The organism is Castellaniella hirudinis (genome assembly GCF_047468865.1).
Taxonomy (GTDB): Bacteria; Pseudomonadota; Gammaproteobacteria; order Burkholderiales; family Burkholderiaceae_B; genus Castellaniella; species Castellaniella hirudinis_A.
Genome location: NZ_JBLGTV010000006.1, coordinates 1 through 18,318 on the forward strand (window position 1 = coordinate 1; position 18,318 = coordinate 18,318).

An 18,318-nucleotide genomic window follows, 5' to 3' on the forward strand; every position below is an offset into this window, starting at 1 on the left:
GGCGACCCAGTGGCCGAACTAACCGCCGTGTCAGCTCAATACCGCCGGCACTTCTGGCGGCGTGAAGTGGTTCCTGATTGTCGAAATGAATATTTCAGGGCTGACTAATTCCTTCTTCCTCGATGTGGTCATTCAGCGTCAGGGCACTTATACTGATCTGGATTCTTGCCGATTGCGCGATGTTGGCGCCCACCGGATTTTTTTGGGATGGGTTTGATCCAGATCATCGTCCCTGTTCTCCGTGGGGTTTATCGTCTGGGATCACCACCACAGGAGCCCCAGCATGAACAACGTGTCTGATGCCGCTTCATCCAAACGACGCGGCCGCCTGCTGACCGTCTGGACCCCCGAAGACCGGGCGTTCTGGGCCCGCGAAGGCAGCGCCATCGCCAACGTCAATCTCTGGATTTCCATCCCCGCCCTGTTCCTGGCCTTTGCCGTCTGGCAAATGTGGAGCGTGGTGGCGGTCAACCTGCCCAACCTGGGTTTCCAGTACACCGAGAACCAGCTGTTCTGGCTGGCGGCCTTGCCGGCCCTGTCCGGGGCGACGCTGCGTATTTTCTATTCGTTCATGGTGCCGGTGTTCGGCGGCCGCCGCTGGACCGCCCTGACCACGGCCAGCCTGCTGCTGCCCACCATCGGCGTGGGGCTGGCGGTGCAAAACCCCGCCACCCCGTATTCCACGATGCTGATGCTGGCCTTGCTGTGCGGCCTGGGCGGGGGGAATTTCTCCTCCTCGATGGCCAATATCAGCTTCTTTTTTCCCAAAGAACGCAAAGGTTCGGCCTTGGGGCTGAATGCGGGGCTGGGCAATCTCGGGGTGTCCTCCGTGCAGTTCCTGGCGCCCCTGGTCATCACCATGGGCATCCTGGGGCCCTGGGCGGGCGACCCACAGGTGGCCAGCCTGTCCGGCACGCATGGCGGCCCCACAGAAATCTGGGCGCAGAACGCCGCCTTCATCTGGGCGCCCTTCATCATCATCGTTTCGATGCTGGCCTGGGTGGGCATGCACGACATCGCCGATGCCAGGGCTTCGTTTCGTGAACAGGCGGTGATTTTCCAGCGCAAGCACAACTGGATCATGTGCTTCCTGTACCTGGGCACCTTTGGCTCGTTCATCGGGTTCTCAGCCGGCTTCCCCTTGCTGATCAAATACCTCTATCCCGATATCCGGCCCCTGCAGTATGCCTGGCTGGGGCCCCTGGTGGGCGCGATGGCCCGTCCGTTCGGCGGCTGGCTGTCCGACCGCCTGGGCGGCGCCCGCGTCACGTTCTGGACCTTTTTCTGGATGGTGCTGGGCGTGCTGGGGGTCATGGCGTCGCTGCCGGGCCAGGGATCCGCAGGCAGCTTCCTGGGCTTTCTGCTGGCTTTCCTGTTCCTCTTTTTTCTCACCGGCATCGGCAATGGGTCTACCTTTGCCATGATCCCGGTCATCTTCAACACCCTGGCGCAGCGCCGGCACGCGGCCGCCGGCACGACGGCCAAGGCCGAAACCGAAGGCGCCAAAGAGTCCGCCGCCGTGCTGGGGTTCAGCGGGGCCATGGGGGCTTATGGCGGCTTCTTCATCCCCAAGAGCTTCGGGACATCCTTCGATCTGACCGGCGGCGCGGACGCGGCCCTGATGTTCTTCGTGGTGTTTTATGCCGTTTCGATTGCCGTGACCTGGTGGTATTACGCGCGCGGCAAGGCCGAAATCCCATGCTGAGGCCCGTGCCGACCGCCCCTGTGCCGGGGGCCCGCCAGGCGGGGGTGGCGGGCCCTTGGCCGTGCGCGTCCAGCCGGCATTTATCCGAACCCTTTCTTACGGAGCAACCATCGTGAGCCACTTCATCGACAGACTGAAATATTTCTCTCGCCCGAAAGAACCTTTTTCCAATGGCCATGGCGAAGTCGTCCGCGAAGACCGCACCTGGGAGGAAGGCTATCGCAATCGCTGGCAGCACGACAAGATCGTGCGCTCCACGCACGGGGTCAACTGCACGGGGTCCTGTTCCTGGAAAATCTACGTCAAGGGGGGCATCGTCACCTGGGAAACCCAGCAGACCGACTACCCCCGCACCCGGCCGGACATGCCCAACCACGAGCCGCGCGGCTGTCCCCGCGGGGCTTCGTTTTCCTGGTATCTGTACAGCGCCAACCGGGTCAAATACCCCATGCTGCGCGGTCGTCTGGCGCGCCTGTGGCGCGAACACCGCAAGACCCTGGGGCCGGTGCAGGCCTGGGCCGCGATCGTATCCGACCCCGACAAGGCAAAATCCTACAAGTCCATGCGGGGCCTGGGCGGCTTCGTGCGCGCCAGCTGGGACGAGGTCAACGAGATCATCGCGGCGGCCAACATCCACACCATCAAGCGCCACGGCCCCGACCGCATCGCCGGCTTTTCGCCGATCCCGGCCATGTCCATGGTTTCCTATGCCTCGGGCAGCCGGTATCTGTCCCTGCTGGGCGGCTCCCTGCTCAGTTTCTACGACTGGTACTGCGATTTGCCCCCCTCCAGCCCGCAGACCTGGGGCGAGCAAACCGACGTCAGCGAGTCCGCCGACTGGTACAACTCAACCTTCATCATGCTGTGGGGCTCCAACGTGCCCCAGACCCGCACGCCCGATGCGCACTTCATGGTCGAGGCCCGCTATCGCGGGGCCAAGGTCATTTCGGTCTTCCCGGACTACGCCGAGGGCGCCAAGTTTGGTGACCTCTGGCTGCATCCGAAGCAAGGCACCGATGCCGCCCTGGCGCTGGCCATGGGCCACGTGGTGCTTAAAGAATTTCACCTGGCGGGCAAGAGCGCCTACTTCGACCGTTATTGCCGCCAGTACACCGATATGCCGTTCCTGGTGCGTCTGGTGCGCCAGGGCGACCGCTATGTGCCCGACCGCAAGCTGCGGGCGGCGGATTTCCCCGACCGCCTGGGTCAGCAGAACAACCCCGAATGGAAAACCGTGGCCTGTGACGAGGCCTCGGGCGAACTCGTCGTGCCACGGGGATCCATCGGCTTTCGCTGGGGCCAGAAAGACGGCGAGGATGCCGGCAAGTGGAACCTGGAACTGAAAGACGCCGACGGCCGCGACGTCAAGCCGCGTCTTAGCCTGATCGACGCCCACGACGAAGTCGTGCCGGTGGCCTTCCCGTATTTTGGCGGCGTGCACCACGATTATTTCAAGGGCACGGATCACGACGAAGTCCTGCTGCGCAACCTGCCCGTCAAGCGCGTGCAGACCGCCGAAGGCGAAGTCCTGGTGGCCACCGTGTTCGACCTGTTCGTGGCCAACTACGGGATCGACCGGGGCCTGGGCGGCGACAACGTGGCGGCCTCCTTCGACGACGACGTGCCCTACACCCCGGCCTGGCAGGAACGCATCACGGGCGTGCCGCGCGAACAGGTCATCACCGTGGCGCGCCAGTTCGCCGGCAATGCCGACAAGACCGAAGGCAAGTCCATGGTCATCCTGGGGGCCGGGCTGAACCACTGGTATCACATGGACATGTCGTATCGCGGCATCATCAACCTGGTGTCGATGTGCGGCTGCGTGGGCCAGTCCGGCGGCGGCTGGTGCCACTATGTGGGGCAGGAAAAACTGCGTCCGCAGACTGGCTGGACCATGCTGACCTTCGCCCTCGACTGGCTGCGCCCGCCGCGCCACATGAACGGCACGTCGTTCTTCTACGCGCATACCGACCAATGGCGCTACGAAAAGCTGCAGGTGTCCGAACTGCTGTCGCCCCTGGCTGATGCGTCCAAATACGAAGGCAGCCTGATCGACATGAACGTGCGCGCCGAGCGCATGGGCTGGCTGCCCACGGCGCCGCAGCTGCAGACCAACCCGCTGCAGGTGGTGCGCGAGGCCCAGGCGGCGGGCCTGGATCCGAAAGACTATGCCATCCAGAAACTGCGCGACGGCCAGCTCAAATTTGCCTGCGAAGACCCGGACAACCCCGACAACTTTCCACGCAACCTGTTCATCTGGCGCTCCAATATCCTGGGCTCGTCGGGCAAGGGCCACGAATATTTTCTGAAGCACCTGCTGGGCACCCAGCATGGCGTTCAGGGCAAGGACTTGGGCGAAATGGACGCGGGCAAGCCCCTGGAGGTCAATTGGCGCGACGACGCGCCCCAGGGCAAGCTCGATCTCCTGGTGACGCTGGATTTCCGCATGTCCACCACCTGCGTGTACTCCGACGTCGTCTTGCCCACGGCCACCTGGTACGAGAAAAACGACCTCAATACCTCGGATATGCATCCTTTCATCCACCCGCTGTCGGCGGCGGTGGATCCCATCTGGGAATCGCGCAGCGATTGGGAAATCTACAAGCACCTGGCCGAGAAATTTTCCGAGCTGGCGGCCGATGCCGACCTGCCGGATCATGATCTGGTCTTGCAGCCCATGCAGCACGACACCCCGGGCGAACTCACCGATCCCTACGACGTGCGCGAGTGGCACAAGGGCGAATGCGACCTGATTCCGGGCAAGACCATGCCCAATATGATGGTGGTCGATCGGGATTACAAAAATGTCTATCAACGCTTCATCACCCTGGGCCCCCTGGCCGAAAAACTGGGCAATGGCGGCAAGGGCATTGCCTGGGACACCAAGGAGGAAGTCGATTTCCTGCGTCAACTGAACCGGGTCGAGCGCGATCCCGGGGTGGGGCAGGGCCAGCCGCGCATCTTCACGGACATCGACGCCTGCGAAACCGTGCTGACCCTGGCGCCGGAAACCAATGGCCACGTGGCGTTGAAAGCCTGGGAGGCCCTGTCGAAGATCACCGGGCGCGACCATACGCACCTGGTGCGTTCCAGCGAGCACGAGAAAATCCGCTTCCGCGACATCCAGGCCCAGCCGCGCAAGATTCTCACCTCGCCCACCTGGTCGGGGATCGAATCCGACAAGGTCAGCTATAGCGCGGGCTATACCAATGTGCACGAATGCATCCCCTGGCGCACCCTGACGGGCCGCCAGGAACTGTATCAGGATCACCCCTGGATGCGCGATTTCGGCGAATCCCTGTGCGTGTACCGCCCGCCGGTGGATACCAAGACGATCAAGCCCATGCTGGACAAGCAGTTCAGCAATGGCGAACCGCACGTGGTGCTGAACTTCATCACCCCGCACCAGAAATGGGGCATCCATTCCACCTATACCGACAATCTGATCATGCTGACGCTCTCGCGCGGCGGGCCGATTGTCTGGATATCGGAAATCGACGCGGCCAAGGCCGGCATCGTGGACAACGACTGGATCGAGGTCTTCAATGTCAACGGCGCCCTGGTGGCCCGGGCCGTGGTCAGCCAGCGCGTGCCCGAGGGCATGACCATGATGTATCACGCCCAGGAAAAAATCGTCAATGTGCCCGGCTCCGAGATCACTGGCAAGCGCGGCGGCATCCACAATTCCGTCACGCGCACGGTGGTCAAGCCCACCCACATGATCGGCGGTTACGCGCAGCTGTCCTACGGTTTCAACTACTACGGGACAGTCGGTTCCAACCGCGACGAATTCGTGGTGGTCCGCAAACTGAAGAAAGTCGATTGGATGGACGAAACCCATGAACTGTCCACCCAGACGCAGGCATAAGGAGCAGCTCTCATGAAAATCCGCGCACAAGTCGCCATGGTCCTCAACCTGGACAAATGCATCGGTTGCCATACCTGTTCCGTGACCTGCAAGAACGTCTGGACGTCCCGCGAGGGCATGGAATACGCCTGGTTCAACAACGTGGAAACCAAGCCGGGGGTGGGCTACCCCAAGGATTGGGAAAACCAGGATCGCTGGAACGGCGGGTGGCGGCGCAAGGCCAATGGCCGCATCGAGCCGCGCCAGGGCGGGCGGCTGAAGCTGTTGTCCCGCATTTTTTCCAACCCCAACCTGCCCCTGATCGACGACTACTACGAGCCCTTTACCTACGATTACGACTACCTGCAAAAGGCCCCGGAACGCACCACGCCGCCGGTGGCGCGGCCGCGTTCGCTGATCACCGGCCAGCGTATGGAAAAAATCGAATGGGGCCCCAACTGGGAGGAAATCCTGGGCGGCGAATTCTCCAAGCGCTCCAAGGACTACAACTTCGAGGCCGTGCAAAAAGACATCTACGGGCAGTTTGAAAACACCTTCATGATGTATCTGCCGCGCCTGTGCGAACACTGCCTGAACCCCACCTGCGTGGCCAGCTGTCCGTCCGGGTCGATCTACAAGCGCGCCGAAGACGGCATCGTGCTGATCGACCAGGACAAGTGCCGGGGCTGGCGCATGTGCATCTCCGGCTGCCCGTACAAGAAAATCTACTACAACTGGAAATCCGGCAAGTCCGAGAAATGTATTTTCTGCTACCCCCGCATCGAAGCCGGCATGCCCACGGTCTGCTCTGAAACCTGTGTCGGGCGCATCCGCTACCTGGGGGTTCTGCTGTACGACGCCGACGGCATCGAGGCCGCCGCCAGCGTGCCCAACGAAAAAGACCTGTATCAGGCCCAGCTCGATCTGTTCCTGGATCCCTTCGATCCCGAAGTCCGCCGTCAGGCGCTGGCCGACGGCATCCCGGAAAACTGGCTGGATGCGGCCTGTAATTCGCCGGTCTACAAAATGGCCGTCGAATGGAAAATCGCCTTCCCGCTGCACCCGGAATACCGCACGCTGCCCATGGTCTGGTACGTGCCGCCGCTCTCGCCCATCCAGTCGGCGGCCAACAGCGGCCACATCGGGTCTTTCGGCGAGATCCCCGACGTTGGTTCGCTGCGCATTCCCTTGCGCTACCTGGCCAATCTGCTGACCGCGGGCGACGAGGCTCCGGTGGCTTTGGCGCTGGAACGCATGCTGGCCATGCGCGCCTTCATGCGGGCGCGCTCCGTGGATCGCCAGGAAAGGCCGGATATTCTCGAACAGGTCGGCCTGTCCCTGCACCAGGTCGAGGACATGCACCGCTACCTGGCCATCGCCAACTACGAAGACCGCTTTGTCATCCCCACGGCGCACCGCGAAAACGCCGAAAACGCCTTTGAAATCCGGGGGGGCTGCGGTTTTACCTTTGGCAATGGCTGCTCGGAAGGCACCTCCGAAGGTTCGCTGTTCGGCAAGCCGCGCAACAAGCGCAAGCCCACCGTGGTGTTTCTCGACCCGGCCAAGACCGCATAAGGGGGACACATGAGCATCACACTGACCACTCAGGACTCGCCGATCTTTTCCGTGCTGTCGGTCTTGCTGGGCTACCCCGAGCAAGACTGGCTGGATGCCCTGCCGGATCTGGCGGATACCTTGCCCGCCCCGGTGCGGCCGGTCATCCAGCCGCTGCTGGACTACCTGCGGGGCTTTGACGATCTGATCGACCTGCAGGAACAATACGTCGCCACCTTCGACCGGCGCGCGGCGCATTCCCTGCATCTGTTCGAGCACGTGCACGGCGAATCCCGCGACCGGGGACAGGCCATGGTGGATCTGCTGCACGAATACCAGAAGCACGGCCTGGAACCCGCCACCACCGAGCTGCCGGACTACGTCCCGCTGTTTCTTGAATTCCTGGGGCAGATTCCCCCCGAGGCGGCCCAGGCCTTGCTGGGCGATGCCATCCATGTGCTGGCGCGCCTGGGCGACAAGCTGGCCGAGGCCGACAGTCCATACGCCTGTCTCTTTGCCCAGTTGCGCGCCATGACGGACGTGCAACCCGAGGTTCTGCCCGATCCGCCCGAGGGCGACATGGAGGAAACCATGGTGACCTTCGGTCCCCAGGCCGATGGCACCGAGCCTTTGCTCATGCGCCGGCCCGGCCAGGGCCAGCCCATCGTCATCCACCCGCCGCGGGTGCGCGCCCGGCATCCGAGCGGCAGCCAGGCCTAAGGAGACCATCATGAAAGATGCACTGAATCTGTTTTTCTTCGGGGTGTATCCCTACATCGCCCTGGCGATTTTTTTCCTGGGCAGTCTGATCCGCTTCGAGCGCGAGCAGTACACCTGGAAAAGCGATTCCAGCCAGATGCTGCGCCAGGGCAGCCTGCGCTGGGGCAGCAACTTGTTCCACATCGGGATCATTGCGCTGTTCTTCACCCATTTGGTGGGTTTGCTCACGCCGCCCGCCGTCTACCATGCCTTCGGGGTCACCACGCATTTCAAACAGCTCCTGGCGATCATCGTCGGGGCCATCCTGGGGGTGGTCTGTCTGATCGGGCTGGTTCTGCTGATCCATCGCCGCTGGTCCGACGTCCGGCTGGCGCACAACACCCATGCGTCCGATTGGGTGACTGTGCTGTGGATACTGGCTACGCTGCTGATGGGGCTGGCCACGCTGTTCACCTCGGTGCACCACACCGATGGCGCGGTCATGGTGCTGCTGGGCGACTGGGCCCAGGCGATCGTGACGCTGCGCCCGGGCGCGGCGGTGGCCGCCATGGAAACAGTGCCGCTGGTCTATCACGTGCACATGGTTCTGGGCATGACGCTGTTCGTGATCTTTCCCTTTACCCGCTTGGTTCACGTGTGGTCCGGCTTCGGCTCGGTCACTTTTCTGGTGCGTCCTTGGCAACTGGTGCGTCCGCGTCGCTGATCGTCCGGCCGGCTGTCCGTTTGCGGGCACCGGCCGTCCCCAGGCCTTTTTCCAGGAGACCCCATGATTACCGTCAATGACGCGACCATTACCGAAGCCGATATCCTGGCCGAAGTCCCCCGGCACGAACAGGAATCCAACCCGCGCCTGGCGGCCGGCCAGGAACTCGTGCTGCGCGAACTCATCCACCAGCGCGCCGCCGATCTGGATATCCGCGCCGACACCGACGAGGCCCTGCTGGCCGCCGTCCTGGCCGCGGACGTCCATACCCCCCGGGCCGATGAGGCCAGCTGCCGGCGTTATTACCAGCAGCACCAGGAAGAATTCCGCGAGGGCGACCTGATCGAGGTCTGGCATATTTTGTTCCAGGTGACCCCCGGGCTGGATGTGCAAAAGCTGCGTTCGCACGCCAACCAGCATCTGGCCGAACTCCACCGCCAGGGTCTGGGGCAGTTCGTGCATTTCGCCCGTCAGTTCTCCAATTGTCCGACCGGGGCTGGCGGCGGCGCGCTGGGTGAACTCACTCGCGGCGATATGGTGCCTGAATTTGAAAAAGCCGTGTTCGCCATGCCCGAATACACGCTGTGGGGCGAACTCATCGAAACCCGGTTCGGTTTCCATATCGTGCGCACGGGGCGCAAGGTCGAAGGCCATGTGCTGCCCTTCGAGGCCGTCCATGAACGCCTGGCCGCCTGGCTGGAAGAATCCAGCTATCGGCGCGCCGTCCATCAGTATCTGCAGCAGTTGGTGGGAGGGGCCCAGATCCAGGGCATCCCCATGCAGGGGGCCGACTCTCCGCTGGTGCAATAGCCGGCTATCGCCGGCCGGCCGTTGCCGCGGCCTTGACGGTCGCCGGGCCGGGCCGGCCGCGCAAGGCGGGCGGGGCCTGGGCGGCCAGGCCGCGCGGCGGCAGCACGTCGGCCAGGCTGCGGGCGTCCAGGTAGTCCATGAAGGCTTTCAGGGCGCCGGCGATGACGGGCTTCAGACCGCAATGGCTGGCCAGGATGCATTGGTTGTCGGCGCCCATGCATTCGACCAGGGCCAAGTCGTTTTCCATGTCGCGGATCAAGGCCCCCAAGGGGATATCGGCCGGGTCGTGGGCCAGTTCCATGCCGCCGTTCTTTCCGCGCACCGTGCGTATCCAGCCATGCTGGGCCAGACGGTGCGTGATTTTCATCAGGTGCGGCTCGGATATCCCGTAGTAGCCGGCGATTTCAGCGATGGTGCACAAGCGGTCCCGGTGGCTGCTGAGATACATCAGCAGCCGCACCGCGTAGTCGCTCATGTTGGTCAGGCGCATGGCGGGCCTGCTTCAACGGGCCTGCGCCGGCTGCTGGGCCGTGGCGGGCTGTTTGGGCGCGGCCACCGGGGCGGGGCGGTCGGGGCGCGGGCGGATCAGCATGGGGACGAAGCGCCACAGATACAGGCCCAGCGACAGAATCCAGGCCAGGGCCGCCAGGTGCAGCAAATGCACGCTGGCCGGCGAGGGCCACAGGGCGGCCAGGCGCAGGACGACCGCTGCCACCATCAGCCAATGGCCGGCCAGCATGCTGCGGTCCAGCGCCAGGGGGCGGCCCAGGTGGCCCAGCGCCGTGCGCGTCAACATGCCGATGATCAGGATACAGAAACCGGCCAAGCCGATGAGGTGGACGTGGGTGGCGGAGCGGATCAGCACGCCGTTCAGGATCGCGGGATCGAACAGGTTGCTGAACTGCCAGGCGGCCGCCAGCAGGCCGATGCCCAGGAAGGCATAGCCCAGGTAGAGTATCCAGAGCATGGGCTTGCGCAGCACGGCCAGCGGTTTCCAGTACAGCAGCTGGCCCAGGCTGATCAGGCCGGTGACGGCCAGGCTGGCCGCCATGACCAGGGGCAGCGGATGGGGGCCGCTGCCCGGCGTCATGGGCGTGCCGGTGATCTGCACCAGGACGCCCGCCACCAGGGCCAGGGCGCTGAAGATCATCTGCGCCTGGCCGGATTTGGTCAGCATGGGGATTTTCAGACCCTGCACCATGCGCATGGCGAAGAACGGCACCACCCGGCGGGCGATCAGCAGGGCGACGATCGCCATGCCGATCAGGCCCAGATCGAAGCGCTCCATCAGGATGATGTGGTTGCCGTCCAGCGCGGCCAGCAGGAACAGCAGGTCGGCGATGCCCAGGGCCAGGATCAGTATCGGCAGGCCGTAGTTGCGGCGGCTGCGGCCCTTGACCATGACCCGTCCCAGCGCGATGGCCGCCCCCAGGAAGAACAGCAGCTCGGCCGCCGTGGCGACCCAGAAGCCGTCGATGCCGCCCAGCAGGAACCCCGCGCGCGCAATACACCACAGCACGCAGAGGGCGGCCAGGGGCTTGCCCTGGAGCGGGTTGAAGCCCGTCCAGGTGGCGCTGGCAGTCAGCAGGAAGCCGATGGCGATCGTGATGATGAAGCCCCACAGCATTTCGTGGGCGTGCCAGGCGACCAGGGACAGGGGCTCACCCAGCAACTGGGGGGTGAAAATCCAGAGCGCGATGGAAATGACCGCCCAGCCGGCGCCGGCGATGTACAGGGGGCGAAAGCCCAGGGCCAGGAAGGCCGCCATCGAGGGCCCGGCGGGCGGGGCGGCGGCAGGTTCTTCAACGTTCAGCAGACGAGACATTTTCGTCGAACTCCGTGACGGGTTGGGTGGGCTGGCGGCTGATTTGATAGCCGTACCAGAGGCTGCGGGCAATGCGCTGGGCGAAATCCTGCGCCTGGGCCGCGAAGGCGGGGTTGTCGAATTCGGCCAGGGTCTGGCGGAACAGATCCAGCCAGCGCACGAACATGGGGCCGTCCAGGCCGGGCAGGGCGACGTGGCGCGGCATGGGCGTGCCGCTGTAGGTGCCCGCGCGGCGCAGCAGCGAGGACCAGAACCGGACCATGCGTTCCAGGTGTTCGTCCCAATCGTGGATGTGGGCGTCGAACACGGGCCCCAGGATGTCGTCCTGGCGCACGCGGCGGTAAAAATGATGGACGAGGGTGGTGATCTCGTCTTCGGTGCAGACAAAGGGGTCGTCCATGTTGGTGCGCGATCCGTATTTGAAGATGCCTATTATAGGTATCTTTATGCTTGAAGGTAAAGCGCCCAGCGCCATAAGCATCCGCCGCCGCCGGGCAGGCGTCCGTCGTCCACCGCCGCACCACAGCCATGGTTTTGCCGGGGCTTCAGGTTATCATCATGAACTTGCCGGGGCTGGCCCCGATTGTCGATCCTCCTCCATCCGATGCTCATGTCCAAGCCTGTTTTTTTGTCTTGCGTCGTGCCCTGCCTGAATGAGCAGGCCAACCTGGGTATTTTGCTGCCCGACCTGCTGGCGACACTGGCGTCCCAGGTGGATCGGCTGGAAATCATTGTGGTCGATGACGGCAGCACGGATGGCACGCCCGACTTGCTGCGGCATTGGTGCGGCCTGCATCCTCAGATCCAGTACATCCGCCTGTCGCGCAACTTCGGCAAAGAAGCCGCCTTGACGGCGGGCCTGGAAGCCGCGCGCGGCAATGTCGTCGCCTGCCTGGATGCCGATCTGCAGCATCCGCCCCGGCTGATCCTGGACATGCTGGCGCGGTGGCGCGACGGGATCCAGATGGTCTATGCCGTGCGGGCCACCCGGCAGGACGAAAGCGCGTTCAAGCGCATCGGCACCCGCCTGTTCTATTTTCTGATGCGCACGTCCGGGGGCTTGACCGTCCCGCCCAATGCGGGCGATTTCCGCCTGATGGATCGCGTGGTGGTCGATGCCCTGCTGCGCTTGCCCGAACGTGACCGCTTCATGAAAGGCTTGTTCGCCTGGGTGGGTTTCGAGGCCGAGCCCATGCCCTACACGCCGGCGCAGCGGCGCCATGGGCGCACCACGTTTCGGCCCCTGAAGCTGCTGCGCTTCGCCGTCGATGGCCTGACGGCGTTCACCACCTGGCCCCTGCGGCTCTTGAGCCTGCTGGGGGCCTGCCTGTCGCTGGCGGCCTTTGCGTATGGCCTGTATATCATCGTGACCTACCTGATCTTCGGCGACCCTGTCCGGGGCTGGCCCACCTTGATCACCGTGGTGCTGTTCTTTTCCGGGGTCAACCTGATGTCCCTGGGGGTGGTGGGTGAATACATTGCGCGCATTTTCACCGAGGTGAAGGCCCGGCCCGTCTATCTGGTACGCGAAAAAATCCAGGCGGACGGCGCCGCGCCCGCCGCCGGCCATGGAGAAAAGACATGATGCTGTCCGCGCTGCGCCAGACCGGCGTCCGCCTGGTCGATTGCGCCCAGGCCGTCTGGCTCGGCCTGCAGGCCCGCGCCGCCTGGGGCTGGGTGGCCTTGGGCACTTTCCTGTGGCTGGCCGCCACCACCTGGGTCTATCCCCTGCTGCTGCCCGACGAAGGCCGTTATGTGGGGGTGGCCTGGTCGATGCTGGCCAGCGGCGACTACCTGACCCCCATGCTGGACGGCATGCCCTTTTTTCATAAGCCGCCCCTGTTCTACTGGCTGACCGCGGGCGCGCTGGCCGTGTTTGGCGACAATGCCTGGGCCGGGCGGCTGGTGTCGGTGCTGTCGGCGACGGTGCTCGTGACGGTGTTCTATGTGTTTCTGCGCCGCTATGCGCGCCACAGCGCCGCCCGCCGGGCGGCGTTCATCCTAGCCGTGCAGCCGTTCTTGTTCGGCGCGGCGCACTATGCCAACCTGGACATGCTGGTGGCGGCCTTGATCAGCCTGACGGTGATGGCCGGGGCCGATGCGGTGTTCCGCCGCGCTCAACAGCGCCCGGATCGCTGGTCCCTGGGGGCGATGTATGCCTTGGCGGCCGCCGGGTTCATGGCCAAGGGCCTGATCGGCGTGGTGCTGCCGGGCGGCGTGCTGTTTTTCTGGCTGCTGGGGCGGCGCCAGTACCGCGCCCTGGGCCGCCTGCTGTGGTGGCCCGGCCTGCTGCTGTTCCTGGCCCTGACCTTGCCCTGGATGGTGGCGATGCAGCTGCGCTATCCCGGGTTCTTCGATTACTACATCGTCTACCAGCATTTCCAGCGTTTCCTGGAAACCGGCTTCAACAACCCGCATCCGTTCTGGTTCTATCTGCCGGTCGTGCTGGGCCTGACCCTGCCCTGGTCCATCCAGCTGTGGCGCTGGCTGACTTTGCACGGGCCGCTGCAGGCCGATTTCGTTCCGCCTGCGCGGCGTGTCGAGCAGGTCGACCGAGGCGTGCTGCGCGGGCTGATGCTTTCCTGGCTGGCGGTCGTCCTGGTGTTCTTCTCCATCCCCAGCTCCAAGCTGGTGGGTTATGTGATTGCGGTATTGCCCCCTCTGGCCTGGTTCATCCAGGAAACCTTCGAGCAGCGCCAGGCCGAAACCGCGCCCGGTGTGACGCGCAGCCTGGCGCGGCATGCCCTGGTGGCGGTCTTGATCTGCCTGATGGCCGTGGCGGTGCTGCTGGCTTTCCCGCAGCGCAGCAGCAAGCCGCTGGCGCAGGCCCTGGCGCGCGCGGCGGCGCCGGGCGAACAACTGGTGATGTTCAATCAGTACGCCTACGATGTCCCGCTGTATGCCGGCTGGCGGCAGCCCGTGGTGGCGGTGACCCAATGGGATGCCCCCGGCGTGATGCAGGGGGACGACTGGCGGCGCGAGCTGGCCGATGCCGCCCTGTTCGACCCCGAGGCGGGCCGCGAGCGGCTGTGGCTGCCGGCCCGCCTGCAGGCGGAACTCTGCCACCCCGGCCAGCCCGGCACCTGGCTGCTGGCCTGGCTGGACGAAGCCGACCGCCTGCCCGCCCTCGCCGGCCTGGCTCCCGTGGCGCAAACCCGGAAAATGGGCTTGTGGCACATCGAGACCGGCCAGGTTCTCAGCGGTTGTGCCGAAACGCCCAGCAGCGCCCCAGAATGAACGTCATCCCCGCGATGCCGATCAGCACCAGCGCCAGCAGGATGTCGTAGGGGATCGAGGTCAGGCGCAGCAGGGTGGCATAGGCGGTCTCGTTGATGGCGAAGCCCAGGGCCGAGACCAGGAAAAACCGCCCGGCGGCCCGGCGCAGCGGGGCGTGCTGGTGCCGGAACGTCAAGCGGTAGTGCCCGGCGAAAGAGACCCCGAAGGCGACCAGCCAGCCCGCGACGTTGGCCACCAGGGGTGCCATGCCGGCCCAGGCCACGCAGGCCACGGCCACGGCCCAATGGGTGGCGGCGGCGGCGCAGCCTACAATGACGAACCAGCCGATCTGGGTAGCGAGTTTTCCGAACATGGAACCTGATTGCAAAAACGACCGTCGCATTGTAGTGTGCGCCGACGACTATGGGATGAGCCCCGCGGTGGATGCGGGCATCCTGGCCCTGGCCGCCCAGGGGCGCCTGTCGGCCACCAGCGTGCTGGTGGACGGCCCGACCGCGGTGTCGGGGATGGCGGCCCTGCGCGAGACCCGCTTGCAGCTGGGCCTGCACCTGAACTTCACCGAGTATTTCGGCCAGGACGGTTTGTGCCTGCCTCTGCGCCAGCTGATCGTCCGGGCCTATACGCAGCGCCTGCCTGCCGAACTGATCCGCCAGGGGGTGACGCGCCAGCTGCAGCGTTTCCAGGCACTGGTCGGCCGTCCGCCGGACTACGTCGATGGCCATCAGCATGTCCACCAACTGCCCGGGATACGCGCGCCCCTGCTGCAGGCCCTGGGCCAACTGCCCGGCCCCCAGCCCTGGATCCGCTATACCGGGCGGCCCCGGATGGCCGGTTTGCCTTGGCGCCTGCGGGCCAAGGCGCTGGTGATTGCCGGCTTGGGGGCCGCCCGTCTGGGCCGGCAGGCACGGGCGGCAGGGTTTTTCCATAACCCGGGCTTTTTGGGCGTGTATGATTTTACCGGCGGCACCCAGGCTTATGCGGCGTGGCTGTCGCGCTGGCTGGCGCAGGCCCGGGACAACGATGTCCTGATGTGTCATCCCGCCCTGGGCGCGGATGCCCAAGACCCGCTGTCATCGCAGCGCCAGGCCGAATATGCCGTGCTGGCCGGCGCGCCGATGGCGGACGGGCTGGCCCGCCACCAACTGTCCATCGTGCAAGGCATTACCCGCAAAGGATTTCCCATGACCCATCTTCCCATCCAGACCCTGACCCCGGATTTTTCCGTCGCGCCCCAGCTGCAGGCCGCCGATATGCAGGCCGTGGCCGATGCGGGCTTTCGCTCCGTCATCATCAATCGGCCCGACGGCGAGGGCGGCCCCGACCAGCCCCTTTCCGACGACGTCCTGCGGGCTGCCCAGGCCGCCGGTCTGCAGGCGCGCTATCAGCCGGTCAACGGGGCGGCGATCAGTCTGGCCGACGTGGCCGATTTCGCCCAGTTGCTGCGCGCACTGCCCGCCCCGGTGCTGGCCTATTGCCGTTCGGGCGCGCGCTGCACCAAGCTCTTTCAGGCGGCGCAAGACCCTGCGCCACGTCAACCTCAGGGCTGATCCCGCTGTCATTTCTGCGGCGCAGCAGGTATGCTGAAGTTTCCTGAAACGCTCTCGGATGCTCTCTATGTTCAAGAAAATCCTCATTCCCACCGATGGCTCCAAGCTATCGGCCCAGGCTGCCAATAAAGGCGTTTGCTTCGCCCGCACCATCGGGGCGGAAATCGTCGCGCTGCATGTTTCGCAGCCGTTTGCCGCCACCGTGGGTTTCGATGGCATGGCCGCCGCGTATGCCATTACCGACGAAGACTACGACCGCACCGCCGCCGAACAGGCCCAGAAATATCTGCAGCAGGTGCTCGACCGCGCCGCGACCGCGGGGGTGAAGGCCTCCGCCAAGGCCGTGTCCAACTTCAATGTGGCGGACGGCATCGTGCACGCCGCCAAAGAAGAAAACTGCGACCTGATCTTCATCGGCAGCCATGGGCGCAGCGGTCTGTCGCGCCTGCTGCTGGGCAGCGTCACGGTCAAGGTTCTGGGCCTGGCCAAGGTCGCCACACTGGTCTACCGGGTAAAGGAAAACGAATAATCCTTTGCCGTCCACTTCTTTTTGACACCTGGCCGGCCCGCAAGCCGGCCAGGGTATCCGATGAGCCGCGTTATCTACCATCACCCCGAAGACCAGCCCGCCCCGGCGCCCGATCTCGCCGCCGGCGAGGCGGTGCGCGATACCCGAGGACGGCCGTTGCGCGATTTGCGCATTTCCGTCACCGACCGCTGCAATTTCCGCTGCACCTATTGCATGCCCCGGGAAGTCTTCGGCGCGAACCATGTCTTTTTGCCGCACAGCGCCCTGCTGACCTTCGAGGAGATTGCCCGGGTGGCGGCCGTGGCCTTGTCCCAGGGGGTGCGTAAAATCCGCCTGACCGGCGGCGAGCCCCTGTTGCGCAAGCAGATCGAAACCCTGGTCGCCCTGCTGGCCGGCTTGCGCACGCCGGATGGCCATCCCCCGGAAATCACGCTGACCACCAATGGCACCCTGCTGGCGCGCAAGGCCCGGGCGCTGGCCCAGGCCGGGCTGACGCGGGTTACGGTCAGCCTGGACGCCCTGGACGATGCCCTGTTCGAGCGCATGAGCGACAGCGGGGTGCCGGTGGCCACGGTGCTGTCGGGCATCCAGGCGGCGGCCGATGCCGGCCTGGCGCCGGTCAAGGTCAACATGGTGGTGCGCAAGGGCATGAACGATGCCCAGATCCTGCCCATGGCGCGGTATTTCCGTCACAGCGGCCATGTCCTGCGCTTCATCGAATACATGGATGTCGGCAACAGCAACGGCTGGCGCATGGACGAAGTCGTCACCGGGGCCGACATCGTGCGCCTGATCGGCGCCGAATTTCCGCTGCGGCCTGTGCAGGCCCACTACCGGGGCGAGGTCGCCAGCCGCTGGGCCTACGCCGACGGCGCGGGTGAAATCGGCCTCATCACCAGCGTGTCCCAGCCGTTCTGCGGCGACTGTACGCGCTTGCGCCTGTCCCCCGAAGGTCGGCTGTTTACCTGTCTGTTCGCCGAACAAGGCCACGATCTGCGGGCTTTATTGCGTTCCGGCGCCGGCGATCAGGTCTTGCGCGACCGTCTGGCGGGCATTTGGCAAGCCCGGGGCGACCGCTATTCCGAACTGCGCGGCCAGGCGCATCGAGACCACAAGATCGAGATGAGCTATATCGGTGGCTGAACCGCCGCGCGCCATCGAAGCCCTGGTGCTGGCGGGGGGGCAGTCGCGGCGCATGCGCCGCGATGGCCTGCCGCATGCCGACAAGGGCCTGATGTATCGGCAAGGGCGTCCCCAGGTGCGGCATGTCTGCGATTATCTGGTGTCTCAGGGCGTGGCGCGCATTTGGATCAGCACCAACCGCCACCCCCAGGACTATGCCTTGTATGGCGATGTATTGGCCGATGCGCCCGATTTCCTGGACTGCGGGCCGCTGGCCGGGGTGCTGGCCGGCTTGCAGCATGCGCGCAGCCCGTGGCTGTTTGTGCTGCCTGTGGACGTGGTGCGCTGGCCGGCTCACTTGCTGCCGCGGCTGGCCGAGGCCGCGACGCCGTCCCGGCCCGCCTATGCGCGCACGCCGGACGGCCCGCACCCCTTGTGCTTGATGCTGCACCGCGACATGCAGCCGTCCCTGGACGCTTTCCTGCGCGCGGGACAGCGGCAGGCCCAGGCCTGGCTGCGGGGTTGCCAGGCCCGGGCGGTGGATTTCCCCGATGCGGGTGATTTGCTGAACCTGAATACGCCGGACGACTGGCTGCGCCTCGATGGCGCGTCGTCGTAGGTTGCCATGCCGCTGCCGCGCTGGCCGGCCCGCGCGGCAGCGGCGCGGACTGTCCGCAGGGAATAGGCGGGGGCCGGCATCGCCCCGGCCTGTGCGCCTT

Annotated in this window: 16 protein-coding genes and 1 pseudogene; 13 read left to right on the forward strand and 4 right to left on the reverse strand. The window is 65.2% G+C overall.

The window, feature by feature from the left end:
• Positions 1 to 283: 283 nt before the first annotated feature.
• From ACMHYJ_RS09110 to ACMHYJ_RS09135, 6 genes are all read left to right on the forward strand, one after another.
• The gene (locus ACMHYJ_RS09110) at positions 284 to 1,705 is read left to right on the forward strand and encodes a NarK family nitrate/nitrite MFS transporter (RefSeq protein WP_414245867.1); all 1,422 of its coding nucleotides are present in this window, start codon (positions 284 to 286) and stop codon (positions 1,703 to 1,705) included.
• Between the two features lie 112 nt (positions 1,706 to 1,817).
• Positions 1,818 to 5,573: a nitrate reductase subunit alpha gene (locus ACMHYJ_RS09115; RefSeq protein WP_414245868.1), complete on the forward strand. Its 3,756-nt coding sequence runs from the start codon at positions 1,818 to 1,820 to the stop codon at positions 5,571 to 5,573.
• Between the two features lie 12 nt (positions 5,574 to 5,585).
• Positions 5,586 to 7,127 (forward strand): nitrate reductase subunit beta, encoded by a 1,542-nt coding sequence (gene narH / locus ACMHYJ_RS09120; RefSeq protein ID WP_414245869.1) that lies wholly within the window; start codon positions 5,586 to 5,588, stop codon positions 7,125 to 7,127.
• A gap of 9 nt (positions 7,128 to 7,136) precedes the next feature.
• Complete coding sequence (gene narJ / locus ACMHYJ_RS09125) at positions 7,137 to 7,826, forward strand: nitrate reductase molybdenum cofactor assembly chaperone (RefSeq protein ID WP_414245870.1); 690 nt, start codon at positions 7,137 to 7,139, stop codon at positions 7,824 to 7,826.
• Positions 7,827 to 7,836: 10 nt separating this feature from the next.
• Positions 7,837 to 8,529 (forward strand): respiratory nitrate reductase subunit gamma, encoded by a 693-nt coding sequence (gene narI, locus ACMHYJ_RS09130; RefSeq protein ID WP_414245871.1) that lies wholly within the window; start codon positions 7,837 to 7,839, stop codon positions 8,527 to 8,529.
• 63 nt (positions 8,530 to 8,592) lie between these two features.
• Positions 8,593 to 9,339, forward strand: coding sequence for a peptidylprolyl isomerase (locus ACMHYJ_RS09135; protein ID WP_414245872.1), 747 nt, complete (start codon positions 8,593 to 8,595; stop codon positions 9,337 to 9,339).
• A 4-nt stretch (positions 9,340 to 9,343) separates the two neighbouring features.
• Here ACMHYJ_RS09135 and ACMHYJ_RS09140 read toward each other — a convergent pair whose 3' ends face one another.
• From ACMHYJ_RS09140 to ACMHYJ_RS09150, 3 genes are read right to left on the reverse strand one after another with little or no spacing between them, the layout of a single operon-like run.
• Positions 9,344 to 9,829, reverse strand: a complete 486-nt coding sequence (locus ACMHYJ_RS09140) for an RrF2 family transcriptional regulator (protein ID WP_414245873.1) — start codon at positions 9,827 to 9,829, stop codon at positions 9,344 to 9,346.
• A gap of 12 nt (positions 9,830 to 9,841) precedes the next feature.
• Positions 9,842 to 11,164 carry an NnrS family protein gene (locus tag ACMHYJ_RS09145; RefSeq protein WP_414245874.1) on the reverse strand — a complete coding sequence of 441 codons (1,323 nt, stop codon included), beginning with the start codon at positions 11,162 to 11,164 and terminating at the stop codon, positions 9,842 to 9,844.
• Positions 11,142 to 11,564, reverse strand: a complete 423-nt coding sequence (locus ACMHYJ_RS09150) for a group III truncated hemoglobin (protein ID WP_414245875.1) — start codon at positions 11,562 to 11,564, stop codon at positions 11,142 to 11,144. The genes ACMHYJ_RS09145 and ACMHYJ_RS09150 overlap by 23 nt, the downstream gene beginning before the upstream one ends.
• Before the next feature lie 210 nt (positions 11,565 to 11,774).
• Between ACMHYJ_RS09150 and ACMHYJ_RS09155 the strand changes: the two genes are divergently transcribed.
• Together ACMHYJ_RS09155 and ACMHYJ_RS09160 are read left to right on the forward strand one after the other, a co-directional pair.
• Positions 11,775 to 12,749, forward strand: coding sequence for a glycosyltransferase family 2 protein (locus tag ACMHYJ_RS09155; RefSeq protein ID WP_414245876.1), 975 nt, complete (start codon positions 11,775 to 11,777; stop codon positions 12,747 to 12,749).
• A complete protein-coding gene (locus ACMHYJ_RS09160) occupies positions 12,746 to 14,401 on the forward strand; it encodes an ArnT family glycosyltransferase (RefSeq protein WP_414245877.1) in 1,656 nt (551 codons plus the stop codon). The genes ACMHYJ_RS09155 and ACMHYJ_RS09160 overlap by 4 nt, the downstream gene beginning before the upstream one ends.
• On the opposite strand, the gene ACMHYJ_RS09165 is transcribed toward ACMHYJ_RS09160, so the two are convergent.
• Positions 14,361 to 14,753, reverse strand: a complete 393-nt coding sequence (locus ACMHYJ_RS09165; RefSeq protein WP_414245878.1) for a GtrA family protein — start codon at positions 14,751 to 14,753, stop codon at positions 14,361 to 14,363. The genes ACMHYJ_RS09160 and ACMHYJ_RS09165 overlap by 41 nt on opposite strands.
• On the opposite strand from ACMHYJ_RS09165, the pseudogene ACMHYJ_RS09170 reads away from it, so the two are divergent.
• The 5 genes and pseudogenes from ACMHYJ_RS09170 to ACMHYJ_RS09190 form a co-directional block, all read left to right on the forward strand.
• A pseudogene (locus ACMHYJ_RS09170) lies at positions 14,752 to 15,510 on the forward strand (ChbG/HpnK family deacetylase); the annotation flags it as partial. The gene ACMHYJ_RS09165 and the pseudogene ACMHYJ_RS09170 sit on opposite strands and share 2 nt — an antisense overlap.
• Before the next feature lie 72 nt (positions 15,511 to 15,582).
• Positions 15,583 to 15,948, forward strand: a complete 366-nt coding sequence (locus ACMHYJ_RS09175; protein WP_414246027.1) for a TIGR01244 family sulfur transferase — start codon at positions 15,583 to 15,585, stop codon at positions 15,946 to 15,948.
• 67 nt (positions 15,949 to 16,015) lie between these two features.
• On the forward strand, positions 16,016 to 16,477 hold the full coding sequence (locus ACMHYJ_RS09180) for a universal stress protein (protein ID WP_414245879.1): 462 nt from the start codon (positions 16,016 to 16,018) through the stop codon (positions 16,475 to 16,477).
• Between the two features lie 60 nt (positions 16,478 to 16,537).
• Positions 16,538 to 17,620, forward strand: a complete 1,083-nt coding sequence (gene moaA / locus ACMHYJ_RS09185; protein WP_414245880.1) for a GTP 3',8-cyclase MoaA — start codon at positions 16,538 to 16,540, stop codon at positions 17,618 to 17,620.
• On the forward strand, positions 17,613 to 18,218 hold the full coding sequence (locus ACMHYJ_RS09190) for a molybdenum cofactor guanylyltransferase (RefSeq protein ID WP_414245881.1): 606 nt from the start codon (positions 17,613 to 17,615) through the stop codon (positions 18,216 to 18,218). The genes moaA and ACMHYJ_RS09190 overlap by 8 nt, the downstream gene beginning before the upstream one ends.
• Positions 18,219 to 18,318: the final 100 nt, after the last annotated feature.

Excerpts from the sequence above, each read along its gene's own strand:
- narI (WP_414245871.1), top strand. The coding sequence starts at position 7,837 with ATGAAAGATGCACTGAATCTGTTTTTCTTCGGGGTGTATCCCTACATC.
- ACMHYJ_RS09155 (WP_414245876.1), top strand. The coding sequence starts at position 11,775 with ATGTCCAAGCCTGTTTTTTTGTCTTGCGTCGTGCCCTGCCTGAATGAG.
- ACMHYJ_RS09135 (WP_414245872.1), top strand. The coding sequence starts at position 8,593 with ATGATTACCGTCAATGACGCGACCATTACCGAAGCCGATATCCTGGCC.
- ACMHYJ_RS09145 (WP_414245874.1), bottom strand. The coding sequence starts at position 11,164 with ATGTCTCGTCTGCTGAACGTTGAAGAACCTGCCGCCGCCCCGCCCGCC.
- ACMHYJ_RS09110 (WP_414245867.1), top strand. The coding sequence starts at position 284 with ATGAACAACGTGTCTGATGCCGCTTCATCCAAACGACGCGGCCGCCTG.
- ACMHYJ_RS09140 (WP_414245873.1), bottom strand. The coding sequence starts at position 9,829 with ATGCGCCTGACCAACATGAGCGACTACGCGGTGCGGCTGCTGATGTAT.
- narH (WP_414245869.1), top strand. The coding sequence starts at position 5,586 with ATGAAAATCCGCGCACAAGTCGCCATGGTCCTCAACCTGGACAAATGC.
- narJ (WP_414245870.1), top strand. The coding sequence starts at position 7,137 with ATGAGCATCACACTGACCACTCAGGACTCGCCGATCTTTTCCGTGCTG.
- moaA (WP_414245880.1), top strand. The coding sequence starts at position 16,538 with ATGAGCCGCGTTATCTACCATCACCCCGAAGACCAGCCCGCCCCGGCG.
- ACMHYJ_RS09175 (WP_414246027.1), top strand. The coding sequence starts at position 15,583 with ATGACCCATCTTCCCATCCAGACCCTGACCCCGGATTTTTCCGTCGCG.
- ACMHYJ_RS09150 (WP_414245875.1), bottom strand. The coding sequence starts at position 11,564 with ATGGACGACCCCTTTGTCTGCACCGAAGACGAGATCACCACCCTCGTC.
- ACMHYJ_RS09165 (WP_414245878.1), bottom strand. The coding sequence starts at position 14,753 with ATGTTCGGAAAACTCGCTACCCAGATCGGCTGGTTCGTCATTGTAGGC.
- ACMHYJ_RS09160 (WP_414245877.1), top strand. The coding sequence starts at position 12,746 with ATGATGCTGTCCGCGCTGCGCCAGACCGGCGTCCGCCTGGTCGATTGC.
- ACMHYJ_RS09180 (WP_414245879.1), top strand. The coding sequence starts at position 16,016 with ATGTTCAAGAAAATCCTCATTCCCACCGATGGCTCCAAGCTATCGGCC.